A 16,057-nucleotide genomic window follows, 5' to 3' on the forward strand; every position below is an offset into this window, starting at 1 on the left:
GCGGATGAGCATGCGCGAACAGGAGATCCCCGTCCTCGTCTTCACCCGTGCCCCCGTGCCCGGGCGCACCAAGGTGCGGCTCATCCCGGTCATCGGCGCCGAGGACGCCTGCCGGGTGCACAAGGCCCTGGTGCGCCATACCCTCACCGTGGCCTGTGCCGCCGATTGCGGGTCGGTGATCATCCACGGGGCGCCGGACGGGAAGCATCCCTTCCTGCGCAAGCTGGCGGTGGACTACGGTGTGGCCCTGGCCTCCCAGGATGGCGTGAACCTGCAGTCCCGCCTTCATGAGGCCCTGGAGCGGGCCCTGGAGTGCTTTCCCGCCGCCATGGTCATGGGTACCGATTGCCCGGAGACCACGGTGCAGGACCTCCGCGAGGCCGCCGCGCAGCTGCGCGCCGGGGCCGATGCCGTGCTCGGGCCCGCCCATGACGGCGGCTGCGTGCTGCTGGGCCTGCGCCGCGCCGATCCCGGCCTGTTCCAGGCCCTGGAATGGGGCTCGGACCGGGTGATGGCCCAGCTGCGCCCGCGCCTGCAGGCCCTGGGCTGGCGCTGGCACGAACTGCCGCCCCGGCACAACCTGGGCACGCCACAGGACTGGGAGGCCCTGCGCGAGCACTATCCCTGGCTCAGCCCGGCGGCCCTGGCCCTGAACGAATGACGCTGCCGGGGCCTGCTCCAGCCGGAACCATGGGGGACGCCGCCGGGGCCCCCGAACTCTCCGTCATCCTCCCCGCCTGGAACGAGGCGGAGTGGATCGGTGGTGCCCTGGATGCGGTACAGGCCGCCTGTGCCGGGGCCCGGGTGCGGGCGGAGGTGATCGTCACGGACAATGCCTCCAGCGATGCCACGGCCCGCATCGCCCGGGAGCGGGGCGCGCAGGTGGTCCACGAGCCGGAACGCCGCATCGCCCGCGCCCGCAATGCCGGGGCGGCCGTGGCCCGGGGGCGTTACCTGTTGTTCGTGGATGCCGACACCTGGCCCGATGCGGATCTGCTGAACGCCACCCTGCATGCCCTGCGCAGCGGGGAGGTCTGCGGCGGCGGGGCACAGGTGCAACTCGACCAGTTGGATCGGGCCCTCTACCGTTGGGGGCAGGTGCTCTGGAACCAAATGTCCATGGCCCTGGGCCTGGCCGCCGGTTGCTATCTCTTCTGCACCCGCGAGGCCTTCGACGCCGCCGGCGGCTTCAGCGAGCGGGTCTATGCCGGCGAGGAAGTGTTCCTCTCCCGCCGCCTCGCCCGCCAGGGCCGCCGCCGTGGCCAGGTCTTTCGCATCCTTGCCCATCCGGTGCAGAGTTCCGGGCGCAAGGCCCGCTGGTTCTCCCCCTGGCGGCACCTGTGGACCGCCCTGGTGCTGCTGCTGGTCCCCTTCGCCCTGCGCTCCAGGCGCTTCACCCGCTTCTGGTATCAGCGTCCCTGATCCCCCCGCCAGCTGCAAAATATGCACTGCAAGAGATGTGCCGGTTTTTAAATAATAAGTAATTGATTGTATGGGGGAAATATTTTACTTTTCGGGTTATTCCATCTCCATTGCAGGGTTGGGACACGGCGTTGCTGCACCGGCGCCCCGGCTTTGCCCAGTCCATGAGCGGTCTTCAAGGAGTCTCACATGTTGATAAAACAACCGGATGATCGGTCCCCCCACCTGATGGAGCTTGAGCGCATCCAGGAGGCCTATCCCGATCAGGCGGGGTTGGTGGATTCGGAGATGCTGCGTATCTACCTGAAGGACGCACTGCACATGTTCGCCGAGTCGGTGGATCTGCATCTGGGAGAACTCTCGGACGACGTGGCCGTGCTGCACGATCTGCGCCTGCCCTACGGCGAAGAGGTGGTGGAGATCGACCATCTGCTCATCAACCGCAGCCTGCAGTTCACCCTGGTGGATTCCGGGTTCATGGGGGCCGAGCGGGTGAAGGTGAACACCCTCGGCGAGGTCTTCGTCTGGTCGGAGGAGGGCCAGGAATGGGTGGGGGTGCGCCGTGCCTTCCCCGAACTCTTCGAGAAGGCCGATCTGCTGGAGAAGATCCTGGCCGCCGAACCCTGGCCCCGGCGCCTGGGGATGCGTATGTCCCATTCCCTGGAGGTGTGCCTGGTGCTGGGGGACGACGATCAGGTGGATGTGGAGAACGTCAGCCGCTGGGGGGACCGGGTGTTCAAGCTCAGTGAGTTCGTGCGCCACTACGAGCGGGAGCGCCTGAAGAAGATCTCCCTCTCCCAGGGGGTGGTGAACGCGGTGCAGGCGGCCTTCAACCGTGTGAACCGGGAGACGTTGCAGCGCATTGCCCAGGGTCTGGCGGACCTGCATGAACTGGAGCCCCTGGATTACCAGGAGCGCTGGGAGCTGGACCAGATCCCCCCGGCGCCGCAGGCAGCCGCGGAAGAGGAGCCCCCCGTACCCGCGGAGGCCCCCCCGGAGCCCCAGGCCCAGCCCTCCATGGAGGCGCCGCCCGCGGCCCCGGAGAAGGCCGACACCCCAGCGCAGGAGGAGGGGCAGGCCGCCCCCGGCCGCAAGAAGGGCGGGGGCGGACGATCCCGCCGTTCCCAGGGTAAGGGTCGCGGTGGACAGGGCAGGGCGCAGTCCGCCGGCGGTCAGGCCTCCGCCGTAGCGGGCGAGGTACCGCCCGCATCCCCTTCCGGGGAGGCGGCCCTGGCCGCAGGGACCGATTCCGTACAGGCGGACGGGCAACCCTCCCAGCAGGAGGCAGACCGCCCCGACGCGGTCCCAGGCGAGGGGGAGCCCTCCGCACCTGCGTCCGCCTCCACTGCCGCGCAGAAGGCATCGCCCGCCGGGCGCGGCAAGGGCCGGGGCAGCGGCGGACAGGGTAAGGCCTCGTCCCGCTCCGGCAAGGGCGATGCAGACCTGCTTCCCTCGTCCCGCATCGCCAGTTCCCTGAAGATGAAGACCCCGGCCTTCCTGGAGATGATGCAGGAGCGGGGCTTCCTGCAACGGGATGCCGAGGGGCATCTGGAGTTGACACAGAAGGGGCGCCAGCATGGCGGCCGGGCCCGGGGCAAGGGGGGCAACCGCTCCTTCTCCTGGCCCCGGGAGATCCGGGATGTCTTGAAATAGGCCCCGGAACTGGCCGGATCCCGCCCCGCGGCCCCGCCCGCGGGGTGTTGTTTCCATAAAAAAATCTTATTTGTCTCCTCCGGGGTGTAGGTTAGAATGCGTCTAACTATCTAACGCACCCTGTTCACACGCAGCGAGGAGGTCATTCCATGTCCCTGATCCACACCCAGGTCAAGCCCTTCAAGGCCACCGCCTACCACAACGGCGAGTTTATCGAGGTGACCGATGAGGGCCTGAAGGGCCAGTGGTCGGTGTTCTTCTTCTATCCCGCCGACTTCACCTTCGTCTGCCCCACGGAATTGGGGGATCTGGCGGATCATTATGAGGAATTCAAGAGGCTGGGGGTGGAGATCTACAGCGTGTCCACGGACACCCATTTCACCCACAAGGCCTGGCACGACAGTTCCGCCACCATCGGCAAGCTGCAGTTCCCCATGATCGGCGATCCCACCCTGCAGATCTCGCGGGACTTCGAGGTGCTGATCGAATCGGACGGCCTGGCGGAACGGGGCACCTTCGTCATCGATCCCGAGGGGAAGATCCAGATCGTGGAGATCAATGCCGGCAACATCGGCCGCAATGCCGAGGAGCTGCTGCGCAAGGTGAAGGCGGCCCAGTACGTGGCGGCCCATCCCAACGAGGCCTGCCCGGCCAAGTGGCAGGAAGGGGAGGAGACCCTGGAGCCCTCCCTGGACCTGGTGGGCAAGATCTGAGATCCACCGTCTCCCCCATGGGGATCCCACGACGCCCGGGCCCTCCCGGGCGTCGTCACGCCGGGGGCATGGGCCCCCACCACGCAGTGCCATACGATGAGGTCCCGCCGGCATGCTGGATGCCCGACTCAAGGAACAACTCAGGCAGCACCTGGACAAGATCGGCCAGCCCGTGGAGCTGGTGGCCACCCTGGATGCGGGGGAGAAATCCCGTGACCTGGAGGCCCTTCTGCGGGAAATCGCGGAACTGTCGGAGCGGGTGACCCTGCGCACCGACGGTGAAGATGCCCGAACCCCGTCCTTTTCCATCCGCCGCCCCGGGGAGGACACGGGGGTGGTCTTCGCCGGTATCCCCCTGGGGCACGAGTTCACCTCCCTGGTGCTGGCCCTGCTGCAGGTGGGCGGGCATCCGCCCCGGGTGAGCGAGGCGCAGGCAGAGCGGGTCCGGGCCCTGGACGAAGACCTGCACTTCGAGACCTACTATTCCCTGTCCTGTCAGAACTGCCCGGACGTTAGGCCGGCAAAAATTTTTTGCGACCCGTCCGAAATTGATTGAGACCGTTTAGGCTGGCACCTCGGCCTCGATCTCGGTGGTGTAGCCGGACCGCCCGAACCGGTGCCGCACTCGCTTGGCCACCCAATCCCCGTCCACACCCTCCCGCACCCCCTCCACAGTGATCGGCGTCTCTGCGACCGCCTCGGGGCGGCCCACGGCCAGCGTGGCGCGCAGGGTGGCCTCGCCGAGCTTGGCTGCGCGCAAGCGGGCGTCTGCCGCCTCCTGGGCGGCCGCCTCGTCCGAGTAGGTGTCACGTAGCCGATAGGCTGGCTCTCCGCTGCCAGCCGTCATCTCCACCGGCTCCGCCTTGGCGGGGTCGTGGTAGGTGGCCACCACGCTGGCGTAGCGCTCGCGGTCGGCTATGGTAACCGACCACCGGGACAGCTCGGAGCCCTGGATGTTCATCGCCGGCAGGGTGCGGCCGCTGGCGGTCTGGCTGCTGCCGCGCGGGACCACCAACAAAGCGCCACCGGCCGGCTTGGCGGTGGCACCGTGGCGCTGGGCCAGACGGGTGACCAAGTGCAGGTCGCTTTCCTCGGTCTGGTCCACATGGGTGAGCTGCACGGTGGCCAGCTCAGCGGCCACCTTGGCCTCCAGGCCGTGCTCACCAGCGATGGACGACACCACGTCACCCAGGGTCGTCTCGTCCCAGCTCCGCGTCTTGGGGCTCTTCAGGGACTGGCGCATATCCGCCGCCTTGGCGGCGATGGAGAGGGTGGCCGGCGGCCCCTCCAGGGTCACCTCGTCCACCACGTACCGCCCCATGGTCTTGGCCTCGCCCATCCCGATGGCCACCTCAAGCTCGGCGCCGCGGCGAGGCAGCTCGATGGCGTGCTCGCGGTCATCCAGGCGGATATCCAGGGTGTCACTCGTGCCCCCCGCCTCATCTGACACTGTAAGCTCCACCAGGCGATCCGCGATGCGTTGCGTTACGTCCTGGCCGTCTGCTATGACGCGAAAAGCGGGCTGCATATCAGTCCCACAGCCTCACGGCATCCTCCGCCTCCGGCTCGGGCAGTGCGGGGAGCTGCACCAGGGTGCCAGCCGGCAAGCGCGGGCCCTCGTCCGCCAGGTGCCGATTGGCTTCCAAAACGTCCGGCACGGCCGACTCCCGGCCGTATACCCGCCAGCAGATATCGTCCAACATCTCGCCGTCCACGGTGCGATAGGTATTCACGGCGCACCCTCCTCATCCGAGCCATACCGAAGCAAGGTCAGGCGGAACTCCATCTTGCGCGGAGCACCGCCCGGAAGCGGCTTGGTCTGGGTCTCCTCGATGCGTTGGATGACGTAATCCCCGTAGACCAGACCCTCACCATCGGTCAGCATCATGGGCTTGCCGGCGCCGGCCATCTCCCGCATGCGACTCACCTGGTCCAGCCCGCCCTTGAAATGCGGATAGATGGTGCCGTTGAGGGTGATGCGCTCCTGCCCTGGTCCGGCATACTGAGTGGCCGGTTCGCGGCCCATGCGGTCCTGGGAGCGCCAGCGGTACTCGCTGGATCGCCGTAGCTGTTGCCAGGCGGCCGTGTCCAGGCTGAAGCGGAAATCCCCCAGCCCCATCATCACCTCAGCCATCGTATAGCGCCCCCCTGCGGCGCGCCCGGGCGGACTGGCCGGCGGCGTCCAGTTCGCGGCGCACCTCCTCCGCCACCGCCCGCTCGTCCATGCCCTCGGTGGTGTGGATCGTGATCGGCGCGTGGATCGTCACCGCCTCACCCCCCTGGCCGCCCGCAGCCGGCCCGGCTGCGCTGGGTGCCGCCACAGGCGCAGGGGCCGGTGCCTGGACCGCCGGGGAGGGCACCCGTACCGGGGAAGGCGTCGCGGCCTCCACGGACGGCGCCGGCACCTGGACCGGGGCCGGTGTCTGGATTGCCGGGGAGGGCACCTCGGCGGCGGCTGGCGCCGCCACCATCGCTGCCGCGGAGACGCCGGCGGCCGCCTGCCGGACCCTGCGCGCTCCTTTTTCCATTCCCACGGCCACGCCGGCAGACACCTCGCCGCCGGCCTCCGCCATCACCTTGGACGGCGACGAGATCCCCAGCTTGTCCGCGAACCAACCCTTCACCCCTTCGGCGACGGACTGGATCTTCTCCTTGACCGCTCCGATGCGCTCCGTGAATCCCCCCACCAACCCGGACAGGACGTCCTTGCCCATGGCGGCGAACTTGGCCGGCAGCGACCCGCCAAGCCACTGCAATGCCCCCGTGAAGGCCTGCTTCAGGAGCTGGAGCGGGTTGAGCCCGGACAGGGCCTGCCCCACCTTCTGCACCGCCCCGCTCACCGCGTCGAATATCTTGCCCGGAAGACTGAGGAGATAGCCCAGGGCACCGACAATAGCGCGCACCATGCCGCCCACGGCCGCGCCCACCTGGCGCCCCAGGGACTGGGCCGCGCCGCCCGTGGACTCGATGGGCGTTATGAGGGAGCGCAGCCAGCTCCACAGGCTGCCCAGCGCCCGCAGCACCGGCTGGAAAAACGAGACCACCGGCCCCAGGGCCGCGCGGAACTGCGCCGCCAGCGGTGCCAGCGCCTGGCTCAATCCGGCAAAGAACCCGGAGAAGAAGGCCTTGATAGGTTCCCAATACCGATAGATGAGCGCCGCCACGCCGGCAATGGCCACGCCGATCCAGGTGATCGGGTTGGTCAGCAGCGCCACCGTGAACGCCCGCGCTCCCAGGGTGGCCGCGCGCAAGGCGCCGACGATACCGCGCAGGCCGGCCATGGCACGGGAGGCGGCGCCGGCGGCCAGGGCGCGCAGACTGAACGCCGAGCGCCAATTCGCCCGGGTCCAGGCACTGGTGGCGCCGACGGCGAGATACAGGCGCACCGCAAGCGACCGCAGCGCGTTGGTCATCCGGGAGGACACCACGCCGGCCAGACCTTGCGCCCCAACCGTGGCCGTCCGCAGGCCGCCAGCCAGGGCGCCCAGACCGCCCGGCAAGGCACCCAGCAGGCTGGACACGACACCGAACGCGGCGGATACGCCTCCCGCCGCCACCGTCAGCCCGGCCAGCCCCATGAGCACCGGAGCCGCCACCGTGGCCACAGCGGTCAGGGCGCCCGCGGTCATCATGATGCCCTTGGTCAGCTCCGGGTGCGCCTTGATCCATCCGGTGATGCGGTCCACCACCTGGCCCACCTGCGGCGCCAGCTCCTTGATGCTCGGAAGCAGGGCATCCCCCAGGGCGCGGCTCGCCCGGCTCACCATGTTCTGGAGGAGCTGGATGGCGTTGGACGCCGTGCCAGCCCTAGCCTCGAACTCTGCCTGCATGCTGCCGGCGTACTCGCTCTCCTCCGAGACCATCCCCAGTGCGCCCCGGTACTTATCCAGGGACCCCACCAGCGCCGACACCTTGTCCACGTGCTCCTGGCCAAAAAGGCGCGCAATCACGCTGGTGCGCGCCTGGCTGTCCAGCCCCTCCAGCCGCTCCAGAAAGGCCATGAGGCCGCCCTGTGCATCGTTGGCGATGGACTGCTGTACCTGTTGAGCGCTGATTCCCAGCTCGTCCAGGGCTTCCTGGAATTGCTTGGACTGGGTGTCGGCCGCCTGAAGGCGCGTCAGCATGGCCTTGATGGAGGTGGCTGCCACCTCGGGCTCCTTGCCCAAGGCGATCAGCGACCCGGTCAGCGCCGAGGTCTGCTGCGCCGACAGCCCGAACTGCTTGGCGGACCCGCCCACCCGCTGGGTGGCGGCCACAATCTCGTCCGCCTTGGCCGCCATATTGTTGGACAAGTGGTTCACCGCATCCCCGAGCCCTTGCAGCTCCTGGATGGGGATGCCGAAGATGTTGGACAGCTTGGCCATGGCCTCGCCGGCCCGGTCCGGCACCATATCGAAGGCGGTGGCCATCTTCGCCACCGTCTCCGTGTAGTCCGGCAGGTCGTCGGCCGCGATGCCGAGCTGCCCGCCGGCGGCCGCGATATCGGCCAGGCCCGTGGCGGCCACCGGGATGCGGGTGGACAACCGCTCCAGCTCATTGCCCAAGCGCTCGGCGCCATCGGCGCCCTCGAAGTCCACCACCTTGGATACGTCGGCCATGGCGCTCTCGAAGTCCATGGCCGCTTGCACGGGAGCCGCCAGCGCCGTCCGCGCCTGAGTGGCGAAGGACTGCACCCCCTGCGCCGCCAGGGAGATATTGGCCGCCCGCTCCATGGAGCGGTGGAAACGGTCCATGGACTCGCGCATACTGGACAGCGAGCGGTTGAACCGCTGCTGCATCTGCTTCACCGGCCGGCTCACCCGGTCGGTGGCGCGCACTATCAGCGATAGATTGAGGTCCTGCATGCCGGTCCCTCGCTTGCTCGGCCAGATTCTGACCCTGTTTGGCCAGCTCCTGCTGCTGGCGGCCTACCTGCTATTCGCGGTGTTCGTGCTCGGCCTGGTGGCCGCACCCTTCGTGGGCATCTGGTATGCCTTCGGGCCCACCGTCGCCTTCATCGCCCTCGGACTCGGCGCGCTCATCGCGCTACCCGGACTGCCCGTCGCCGCCATCGACCCGGACACCCCGGGCTCCTTCTGGCAGCGGGCTAGGCGTCGCCGGCACCGAAGCGATTCCTGATCCAGCGCTGCCCGCGCGACACCCACTCCGCGAACTCCGTCACCGGAAGATCCCGGCCCACGTGCGGCGGCCACCCGTAGGCGACCGCCAGCACCTCCAGGCCGTCCATCACGTCAGGGACTTCTGCCCCAAAAAACCGGCCACGGTCTCCGACACGCGCATGAAGTCGCCGGCGTCCAGCTCCCGCAGGGCGTCCGGGGACACCTCCGCCAGGTTGGCAATGAGCGACACCGAGCGGGCGATATCCCGATCCCCGGCCGCCTCCATCACCTCCAGGTCGCGCACCTTTGGCCGGCGCAATTTGAGACTCTGCACCTCCTGGCCGTCGGCCGTGATCGGGTGCTCCAGCTTGATCTCTTCCATCGGTTACACCCCCATCGCCCGGCGCTGGCTGGCGAGCTGATCCACGCCGCCGATGACGCGCCGCATGTTTTCCACGTCGATCTCCACCATCGGAATGTCGTTGACGGTGAGCAGGTAATACATCGCCGAGACCGACACCTTGAACTGGTTCTTCTCGCCGCTCTTCCAGGACCCCATATCCAGCTCGCTGAGCGCCCCGCGCAGCACCACCATCACCGGCTCCGCCTCGCCGTCGCCGGACTGTTGGGCGCCCCGGAAGACCAGGCCCACCCAAGCGCCATCCACCAGACCGAACATGGGGAACAGCTTGGGATCGTACTCGGCGAAGGTAATGGTGGCCTCCAGGGGCTCCGTGCCCATGTCGAGCTTGGCCGGGGTGTCCATACCGCCGGCCCGGTGGTCCTCCGTCTGAAGGGTGATCTTGGGCAGCTCGATCTCGTCCACCTTCCCCGCGTAGCCGAAGCCGTTGACGAAGCAGGTGAAGTTCTTGAGTACCTTGGGCAATGCCATGATGCGTCTCCTCTCGGTTTAGCTCGCCACCGCCTCGGCCAGCTCGGTGTAGTAGTCCGCCTCGCGATGAGCGCGGAAGGTCAGGCGCTCCAGCGGAGCCGGCGGCTCCAGGTCGAAGTCCATGGTCAGCTTCCCGGCCATGAGCTGGTCCTTGGTATTGAGCGCCGGGTCAAACCAGCACTTGCCGCCCAGCAACGCCCCCCGGTTCACCAGGCTCCGCAGATAGGCGTTCACGGACTCCTGAATATCCCGGATCAGGTGCTCGGAGAAGGGGCGGTCCAGGGCCCACAGGAAGGCCTCCTCCACGGACTCGTAGACCATATCCGCCGTGCGCCGCACGCTCAGGAAGGCCCACTGCGGGTCCGCGCTGGTGGTGCGGTTGCCGTACAGGCGATAGCCGCGCTTGTGGATAATGGTGGCCACCTCATCGGCATTCATGAGCTGCGCCTGACTGGAGGTGTCGCTCAGGCCGAACTGCACCGCCCGGTCCGTGCCCACGATGCCCTTGATGATCTTGTTACTCGGCGACCACCAGAAGCCGTGCTCGTTATCCACGAACGCCATCAGGCCCGCCACCCGGCCCGAGGCCGGCTCGGCCACCGCGCTGTCCGTGGTGGTGTCCCACACCGTCACGAACGGGTCCACGACGTAGATGCGGTCCGAGCCCCAGTCGTTGCGGTAGGTGATGGCCTCGGTGAGCGTAGTATTCGGCCCGTCGGCGACCACCACGCCCCGCAACCGCTCGGCGATGCCCTGCATCTCCGCCACCACCGGGTTGGCAGCGCTGTCGATGGCGGCGGTAGCCGCGGCCGCGCCGTCCCCGTCGCCGGAGATGGTCACCGTGGGGGCACTGGTGTAGCCGTAGCCCGCGCTGGTGACGTTGATGGCGGTGATGGAGCCGTCCTCGATGACCGCCTCCGCCTCGGCGCCCTGGCCGTCGCCGTCGAGGGTCACCGTCGCCTCCGTGTAGCCCGACCCGGGAGTGTCCACCGTGATCTCCGACACCCCGGTGGGGCGCATCGAGGTATGCCCGGGCGCGCACAGGATGCGGGGGGTCACGTGGATCTCCGACTCCGCCGCCAGGAAGGCATGCACCCCGGTGCCCATGGTGGCGTCGCCGATGATGTTGGACAGGGTCTCCAGGTCATCGGCGCCCTCGGTGACCCGCACCACAGCGACCGCGGGGCCCGCCTGGTCATAGATGCCCGTCAGGGCGTCCTTCAGGGTTCCCTCATCACCGATTCCCTCCAGTTGCCGAGGCCCGGTCACCAGGACCGGCGTGTTCAGTGGCCAGTCCTCCGCGGCCGCCGCCGGTGCCGTACCAATGACGCCGATCACCGACGACCGCGCGGTCTGGATGGGCCGCAGGCCGTCGGTAACCTCGGTTACCTCAATGCCGTGTAAAAAGCTCTCAGCCATGATCCTCTCCTGCGTTAGCGCGCCCGAGTGAGCGCAAAGTCGGATAACACCCCATTCAAAGTCCGCCGCCCATCACACCGCTGCATGTAGCCGATAAAACTCATCACCTGCGGCCGGATGTCCTCCAGGCCGATCCGACCCTCCCGGTACAACCGGGCCAAGCGCCGGAATCGCCGGCGGGCTCGCTTCACCGTCCGCTTGCGGGGAAGACGATGAGTCGTCCACGTGCGGTAGCCGCAGAAATCCACCCCGTGACGGGCAGGGAACACGTCGGTCTTGTGGTTTAGCTGGAGCCCCAGGTCCTGGCGGAGATAAGCGGCGATGGCGTCGTGGGCCTCCCACAGCGCTTCCTTGCTTGGCCCGATGACCACAAAGTCGTCCATGTAGCGTACATAGGGCCCCACCCCAAGCTGGTCTTTCACGTAGTGGTCCAGCTGGTCCAGGTACACATTGGCGAACAGCTGGCTGGTGAGGGCGCCGATAGGCAGGCCGACCCCCTGGGCGTGGCCATATCCGCCGACGATCCGCTCCGCCAGCGCAAGGACTCGCCGATCCCCAATAACCCGCCCGATAGCGCGCAGCAGCCGGCTGTGATTGATGGAGGGGAAGTACTTGCGCACGTCCGCCTTGAGCACCCAGGGCTCGCCCCAGCGGCCCTGCCCCAGGCGCAAGAAATCCTGGAGCCGGTCCACCGCCGCATGACTGCCTTTGCCGACGCGGCAGGCGTAGCTATCAGCGATGAAGCGGCGCTCAAAATGAGGCTCTATCTGCCGGACCAGGGCGTGATGCACAACCCGGTCGGCGAATGGTGGGGCCTGGATCCGTCGAGGCTTCGGGTCCACCACGCCAAACTCATAGGGTGGCGACGACTGCCAGGTTCCGGCGTCCAGTTTGCGCTCCAGATCCAGGAGACGGCCCTCAAGCCCCCAACCGAACTCCATGCAGGGCCCGGTGTAGCGCTTACCCTTGCGTGCCTCCAGGTACGCCGCATGCAAGTTCGGGAAAGCGGCTACCTGCGGCCACAGATTTTTTACCGTCTTCGGCACCGTTCCCCCTTCGGAATATGGGCGGCCGCCACTTTCGCTCGCACTACTCGCCGCGGCCGCGGGTCTATCTTTCGCCTCCGGGAGGCGAGGATGACGGCCCCAAGATGAGGGCGCTGGACGCCGCCCGTGGGCTAGCGCCTTCTGGCCAATTCCTCTTGCGAGGCGGCCGCCGATGTTGCTGTTGGAGTTCGACGCCTCGTTGTTGCAGTTCAGGCAGAAAGGCCCCGCCTGCGAGCCGTTGCTCCAGTTGCCGCCGTAACAGGCCATCACCCTGTGCTCTTGCTGGACTGAATCCAGCCGCCCACCATCCGCCCCACCTCATCGATATGGCGGGACCAGACCTCATAGCGGTGGTCGTTGATGTATCGCATCCGGTGCGCTTGTCGTACCAGCGAGCGCATCATCTCCACCTCGATATCCAGGTCCTGCAAGGTGGTTTTCTTGTGGTACTTCTTCGCCGCTCGCACGGCCAGGTGCAGCATAGACTGGCAGCGGTGGCGGATATCCGCGCACAGCACGTGCCGCTCGTACTTCGGGAAGTGATGAGTGGCCTGATGGCTGTACGCGTGCAGCTCCTCCAGCTTGGCCAGGATCTTCAGGCCGTCGAGCGTGCTGGCCACGACTACGCCGCCCGCACCTCGTCACGGGCATACACCAGACGCGCCTCGCCGTCCGGCTGTAGAGTGAAGCGGCACAACAGGTCCGTCTCGCGCACCCGGCTCGGCGGCCGCTCCTCGATGGCGTTGGCCGGGGTAGCGCTCACGAAATAGCGTCCCGCATCCACATCCTTGGGCACTTTGTAGACCCGCACTTCCTGCCGGTACTCCGACTGGGGCACGCTCCGATCCAAAGCCGGCAAACCCAGGCTGTCGATCTTGGCCCATTGGACTCGATTTCCGATCTTCATCGCTGTTCTCCTGTTGGGAGGGCCGCGCTACCGCGCGACCCTTCAGAACGCCAGGTATCAGGTTGCAGTCACACCTTTGCGAGGCGGCCGCCGAGGCCGCTGTCGGAGCGCGACGCCTCGTGGAGGCAGTACAGGCAGAAAGGCCCCGCCCGCGAGCCGTCGCCCCAGGCGCCGCCGTGGTTGGGGACGTTGACCCCCACGCTGTCGCTGGCCCACAGGTAGTCGCCGTAGGTGCCGTTCGACTCGGTGCCGTCGGTCGCGCTCGGCAGCATGAGCGGGGACAGGTCGTAGTCCGTGCCGGACTCTTCGTGCATCGCCGTCGGCCACCCGTCGGTGCTGGCGGTGGTGACGCCGGTGGCGACCCAGCTCTGATTGCCCTGCTGGTCCCACACGCTCACCACGTGGCTGCCGTCGATCTCCAGGCCGTCTACCCACTGGCGCACGTTGCCCCACAGGCCGACGATGCCGCGATACGTGGCCTCGGCCACGTCAGTGGCGTCCACATTGGCGGCGCTGGACTGATTCACCCGCCCCTGGCCGATGAGGCTCTGGCCGTCGGCGCCGCCGTGTTCGATCATCATGAGCATGAGGATCGCGGAGCGCTGGTACATGGACCACAACATGAACCCGTCCACCCCGCTGGCCGTGTTGCGCTCAGCGCACCGGGTCTGGAACGTGGTGAAGTCGATGCTGACCAGCGGCTGGTAACCCGGCAGGCTGGCCGCCTTGGTGCCGGCGGCGTTCGGATCGTCAACGGCCTGGTACTTGCCAACGTAGAACTGCGCGACTTCAGCGCCGCCGTCCATGAACGCGGGATGGAGCTCGAAGCCGTCGGCAGCGACATCGGAGATCCAGAACACCTTGTTGCCGTCCTGGTCCGATCCTGCCGGGGCCTGGCCGACCTGGTAGTAGAACTTCGGGATCTCGACCATGTACTGGCCATCGATCACCACGTCCTTGATGGCGCCGAAGACCGGATGGTTATCGAAATAAGCCGTGTCCACCGTCAGGTTGTTGCCGTCGGCGTCCACGCGCTGCCAGCTCCCGGCGCCGCCGCCGCTGCTGACCAGGGCCAGCCCGATGATCTGCGCGAACAGGTCCTTGGTGGTGAAGCTCGTTTCTTCCGACCACTCCGACCAGCCGATGTGCTGCCCCTCGTGGCGTGCGCGCCAGTAGTAAGTGGTCTGCCCGTCGGCCAACACGCCGTCCGGGACCACGATGGTGGTCAGGTCGGTGCTGGTGGATCCGCTATCCCAGAGCGGGGAATCATAGGTGCCATCGGCTGCGCGCAGCTGCCACTGCGTGGCTACGTGGCTCTCGCCCGCCTGCACATACCCGCCGGCCTGGGCATCTGGGTCCCCGGCGGATAGATTCACGTACACCGTGGGCGCACCCAGACTGTCGTTGTCGCCCCAGGCCCACTCACCGGCGGTCAGGCTGCCCAGCGTGCCCTGTGCCAGCTCGGTGCCGTCCGCCAACAGCCGGTTCGGCTCGGCGGCGAGAGCGGAGCCGGTGTAGTAGTACTCCCCGGCAGTCGAGGTGCTCTCCGTCCACAGGTCCGAGCTGCCGTCGTTGAGATTGACCGGGTCAAATCCCTGCACGCCGAAGGCGCTGACCGCCAGGGTCGGCTGGCTGGGGATATCCGTGGCGCCGGCGTTCGGCGCCTGGTTCGTGGGCGACTCAACGAACTCCCAGGCGCTGTCGGTCGCGAAGGTGGTCTCCGCCGACCACGCCGACCAGGCCCCTTCGGCGTCCTGGACCCGCGCTCGCCAAGCATAGGTCGCACCCTCGGTGAGCACGCCGGCCGGGAGCTGGCAGGACAGGCCGCCGGACACCGTGCCGCTATCGTGCAGCGGGGTGCTGTAATCGCCGGGCGTGCCGGTAACCTGCACCTGGAGCGCCGCCTGCGGCGTGCCCGTGGGCGAGGTGTAATCCGCCAGCGCCAGGGTCGGCGTCTCCGCGATCTGCGTGGCGCCGTCGGCCGGGTTGTCGTTGGTGGGCTGCACCGGCGGATGATGATCGCCGCCCAGCAGGGTGGGCTGATCGATGCCGACGACGTGGTGCACCGTCACCGTGTCGCCCTCGGCGACCAGCTTCAGTTCGAACGTGCCGCGCGCGGGCAGACGGAACTCCACATCCACGCGGCCCGTATCCTCGCCGCCGTCCACCAGCCCAAGGTCCGTCATAGCGGTGTCGCTGTCGCGGCGCCACTCCCAGGGCACCTCCGTCCAGCTGCCGGTGGTCTCGTCGGTGTAGTACAGCCGCACCGCGCCGGTGCTTCCCCGGCGCACTACCACCGCCTTGTCGGTATCCTCCTGCCCCAGGGCCAGCGGCCGGCTGTAGTAAACCTGGCCCGGCTCGGCGGTTGCCTTGCCGTCGGTGATGGCCCAGTTGGTCCGGCGCAGAGTGGCGCCGCTCAGGGTGGCCGTCAGGTCCTTCGTGGTGGTGAATCGGGTATCCGACAACACCTCCGCCACCTCCACGACCTCCTGCGCCTGGTCGGTCTCGATGACGTACTCGCGGCCCACTACCAGCTCCGCCGTGGAGCTGATGTCCACGCTGTTGTCGCCGGCAACCGTCTCCACCCCGTCCACGCTCACGACATCGGATGCAGCGTAGAGCGGATCGAAGAACTCGAAGAAGAACTTCTGCTCGCCGTAGGCGTTTTGCAGGCCCAGCAGCTGGCGCTGCAACTCGCTGCGCAGTTTCAGGTCGGATACATCCAGCCCGCTGAGCTGGGCGAGCACCGAGTCGATGGCGTCCTGCGTCGCCTGCTCGATGTCTTCCTGGATCTTGTCGGCATCGATCGCGTCCTCGCCGTAGGCGGTTAGCAGCAGGTCCACCCGCTGGCGGAGCTGCTCCACAGCCTGCTGTGCGGCCGCGACCTCGGTCAGAATCTTGCCCAT

At 67.8% G+C, this 16,057-nt stretch carries 17 protein-coding genes; 6 read left to right on the forward strand and 11 right to left on the reverse strand.

Features of this window, described 5'->3' with window-relative positions; all coding sequences use genetic code 11:
- Window positions 1-4: 4 nt before the first annotated feature.
- From CKO33_RS02100 to CKO33_RS02120, 5 genes are all read left to right on the forward strand, one after another.
- Window positions 5-661, forward strand: coding sequence for a TIGR04282 family arsenosugar biosynthesis glycosyltransferase (locus tag CKO33_RS02100; protein WP_200178854.1), 657 nt, complete (start codon window positions 5-7; stop codon window positions 659-661).
- Window positions 662-690: 29 nt separating this feature from the next.
- Window positions 691-1,422, forward strand: coding sequence for a glycosyltransferase (locus tag CKO33_RS02105; protein ID WP_200178856.1), 732 nt, complete (start codon window positions 691-693; stop codon window positions 1,420-1,422).
- A 189-nt stretch (window positions 1,423-1,611) separates the two neighbouring features.
- On the forward strand, window positions 1,612-3,075 hold the full coding sequence (locus tag CKO33_RS02110) for a nuclease-related domain-containing protein (RefSeq protein ID WP_200178857.1): 1,464 nt from the start codon (window positions 1,612-1,614) through the stop codon (window positions 3,073-3,075).
- Window positions 3,076-3,224: 149 nt separating this feature from the next.
- A complete protein-coding gene (gene ahpC / locus CKO33_RS02115; RefSeq protein ID WP_200178859.1) occupies window positions 3,225-3,788 on the forward strand; it encodes an alkyl hydroperoxide reductase subunit C in 564 nt (187 codons plus the stop codon).
- A gap of 112 nt (window positions 3,789-3,900) precedes the next feature.
- The gene (locus tag CKO33_RS02120) at window positions 3,901-4,344 is read left to right on the forward strand and encodes an alkyl hydroperoxide reductase subunit F family protein (RefSeq protein ID WP_200178861.1); all 444 of its coding nucleotides are present in this window, start codon (window positions 3,901-3,903) and stop codon (window positions 4,342-4,344) included.
- Window positions 4,345-4,350: 6 nt separating this feature from the next.
- Here the strand turns inward: CKO33_RS02120 and CKO33_RS02125 are convergent, their stop codons facing one another.
- From CKO33_RS02125 to CKO33_RS02140, 4 genes are read right to left on the reverse strand one after another with little or no spacing between them, the layout of a single operon-like run.
- The gene (locus CKO33_RS02125; protein ID WP_200178863.1) at window positions 4,351-5,316 is read right to left on the reverse strand and encodes a phage late control D family protein; all 966 of its coding nucleotides are present in this window, start codon (window positions 5,314-5,316) and stop codon (window positions 4,351-4,353) included.
- Between the two features lies 1 nt (window position 5,317).
- Entirely contained in the window at window positions 5,318-5,521 is a 204-nt protein-coding gene (locus tag CKO33_RS02130) for a tail protein X (RefSeq protein WP_200178865.1), read from the reverse strand.
- Window positions 5,518-5,922, reverse strand: a complete 405-nt coding sequence (locus tag CKO33_RS02135) for a phage tail protein (RefSeq protein WP_200178867.1) — start codon at window positions 5,920-5,922, stop codon at window positions 5,518-5,520. The genes CKO33_RS02130 and CKO33_RS02135 overlap by 4 nt, the downstream gene beginning before the upstream one ends.
- Window positions 5,915-8,632 (reverse strand): phage tail tape measure protein, encoded by a 2,718-nt coding sequence (locus CKO33_RS02140; RefSeq protein WP_200178868.1) that lies wholly within the window; start codon window positions 8,630-8,632, stop codon window positions 5,915-5,917. Before CKO33_RS02140 ends, CKO33_RS02135 begins: the two co-directional genes overlap by 8 nt.
- A 13-nt stretch (window positions 8,633-8,645) precedes the next feature.
- Here CKO33_RS02140 and CKO33_RS02145 point away from each other — a divergent pair, with 13 nt between their 5' ends.
- Window positions 8,646-8,906 (forward strand): hypothetical protein, encoded by a 261-nt coding sequence (locus tag CKO33_RS02145; RefSeq protein WP_200178869.1) that lies wholly within the window; start codon window positions 8,646-8,648, stop codon window positions 8,904-8,906.
- A gap of 108 nt (window positions 8,907-9,014) precedes the next feature.
- Here the strand turns inward: CKO33_RS02145 and CKO33_RS02150 are convergent, their stop codons facing one another.
- From CKO33_RS02150 to CKO33_RS02180, 7 genes are all read right to left on the reverse strand, one after another.
- Complete coding sequence (locus tag CKO33_RS02150; RefSeq protein WP_200178870.1) at window positions 9,015-9,269, reverse strand: phage tail assembly protein; 255 nt, start codon at window positions 9,267-9,269, stop codon at window positions 9,015-9,017.
- A gap of 3 nt (window positions 9,270-9,272) precedes the next feature.
- A complete protein-coding gene (locus CKO33_RS02155) occupies window positions 9,273-9,779 on the reverse strand; it encodes a phage major tail tube protein (RefSeq protein WP_200178871.1) in 507 nt (168 codons plus the stop codon).
- Window positions 9,780-9,797: 18 nt separating this feature from the next.
- Entirely contained in the window at window positions 9,798-11,198 is a 1,401-nt protein-coding gene (locus tag CKO33_RS02160; RefSeq protein WP_200178872.1) for a phage tail sheath C-terminal domain-containing protein, read from the reverse strand.
- Between the two features lie 14 nt (window positions 11,199-11,212).
- Window positions 11,213-12,244 carry a reverse transcriptase domain-containing protein gene (locus CKO33_RS02165; protein WP_200178873.1) on the reverse strand — a complete coding sequence of 344 codons (1,032 nt, stop codon included), beginning with the start codon at window positions 12,242-12,244 and terminating at the stop codon, window positions 11,213-11,215.
- Between the two features lie 266 nt (window positions 12,245-12,510).
- Window positions 12,511-12,864: a diversity-generating retroelement protein Avd gene (gene avd / locus CKO33_RS02170; RefSeq protein WP_200178874.1), complete on the reverse strand. Its 354-nt coding sequence runs from the start codon at window positions 12,862-12,864 to the stop codon at window positions 12,511-12,513.
- 2 nt (window positions 12,865-12,866) lie between these two features.
- Window positions 12,867-13,082: a hypothetical protein gene (locus CKO33_RS02175; RefSeq protein WP_200178876.1), complete on the reverse strand. Its 216-nt coding sequence runs from the start codon at window positions 13,080-13,082 to the stop codon at window positions 12,867-12,869.
- Window positions 13,083-13,219: 137 nt separating this feature from the next.
- Complete coding sequence (locus CKO33_RS02180; RefSeq protein WP_200178878.1) at window positions 13,220-16,057, reverse strand: glycoside hydrolase family 78 protein; 2,838 nt, start codon at window positions 16,055-16,057, stop codon at window positions 13,220-13,222.

The organism is Ectothiorhodospira mobilis (assembly GCF_016584115.1).
Lineage (GTDB): Bacteria > Pseudomonadota > Gammaproteobacteria > Ectothiorhodospirales > Ectothiorhodospiraceae > Ectothiorhodospira > Ectothiorhodospira mobilis.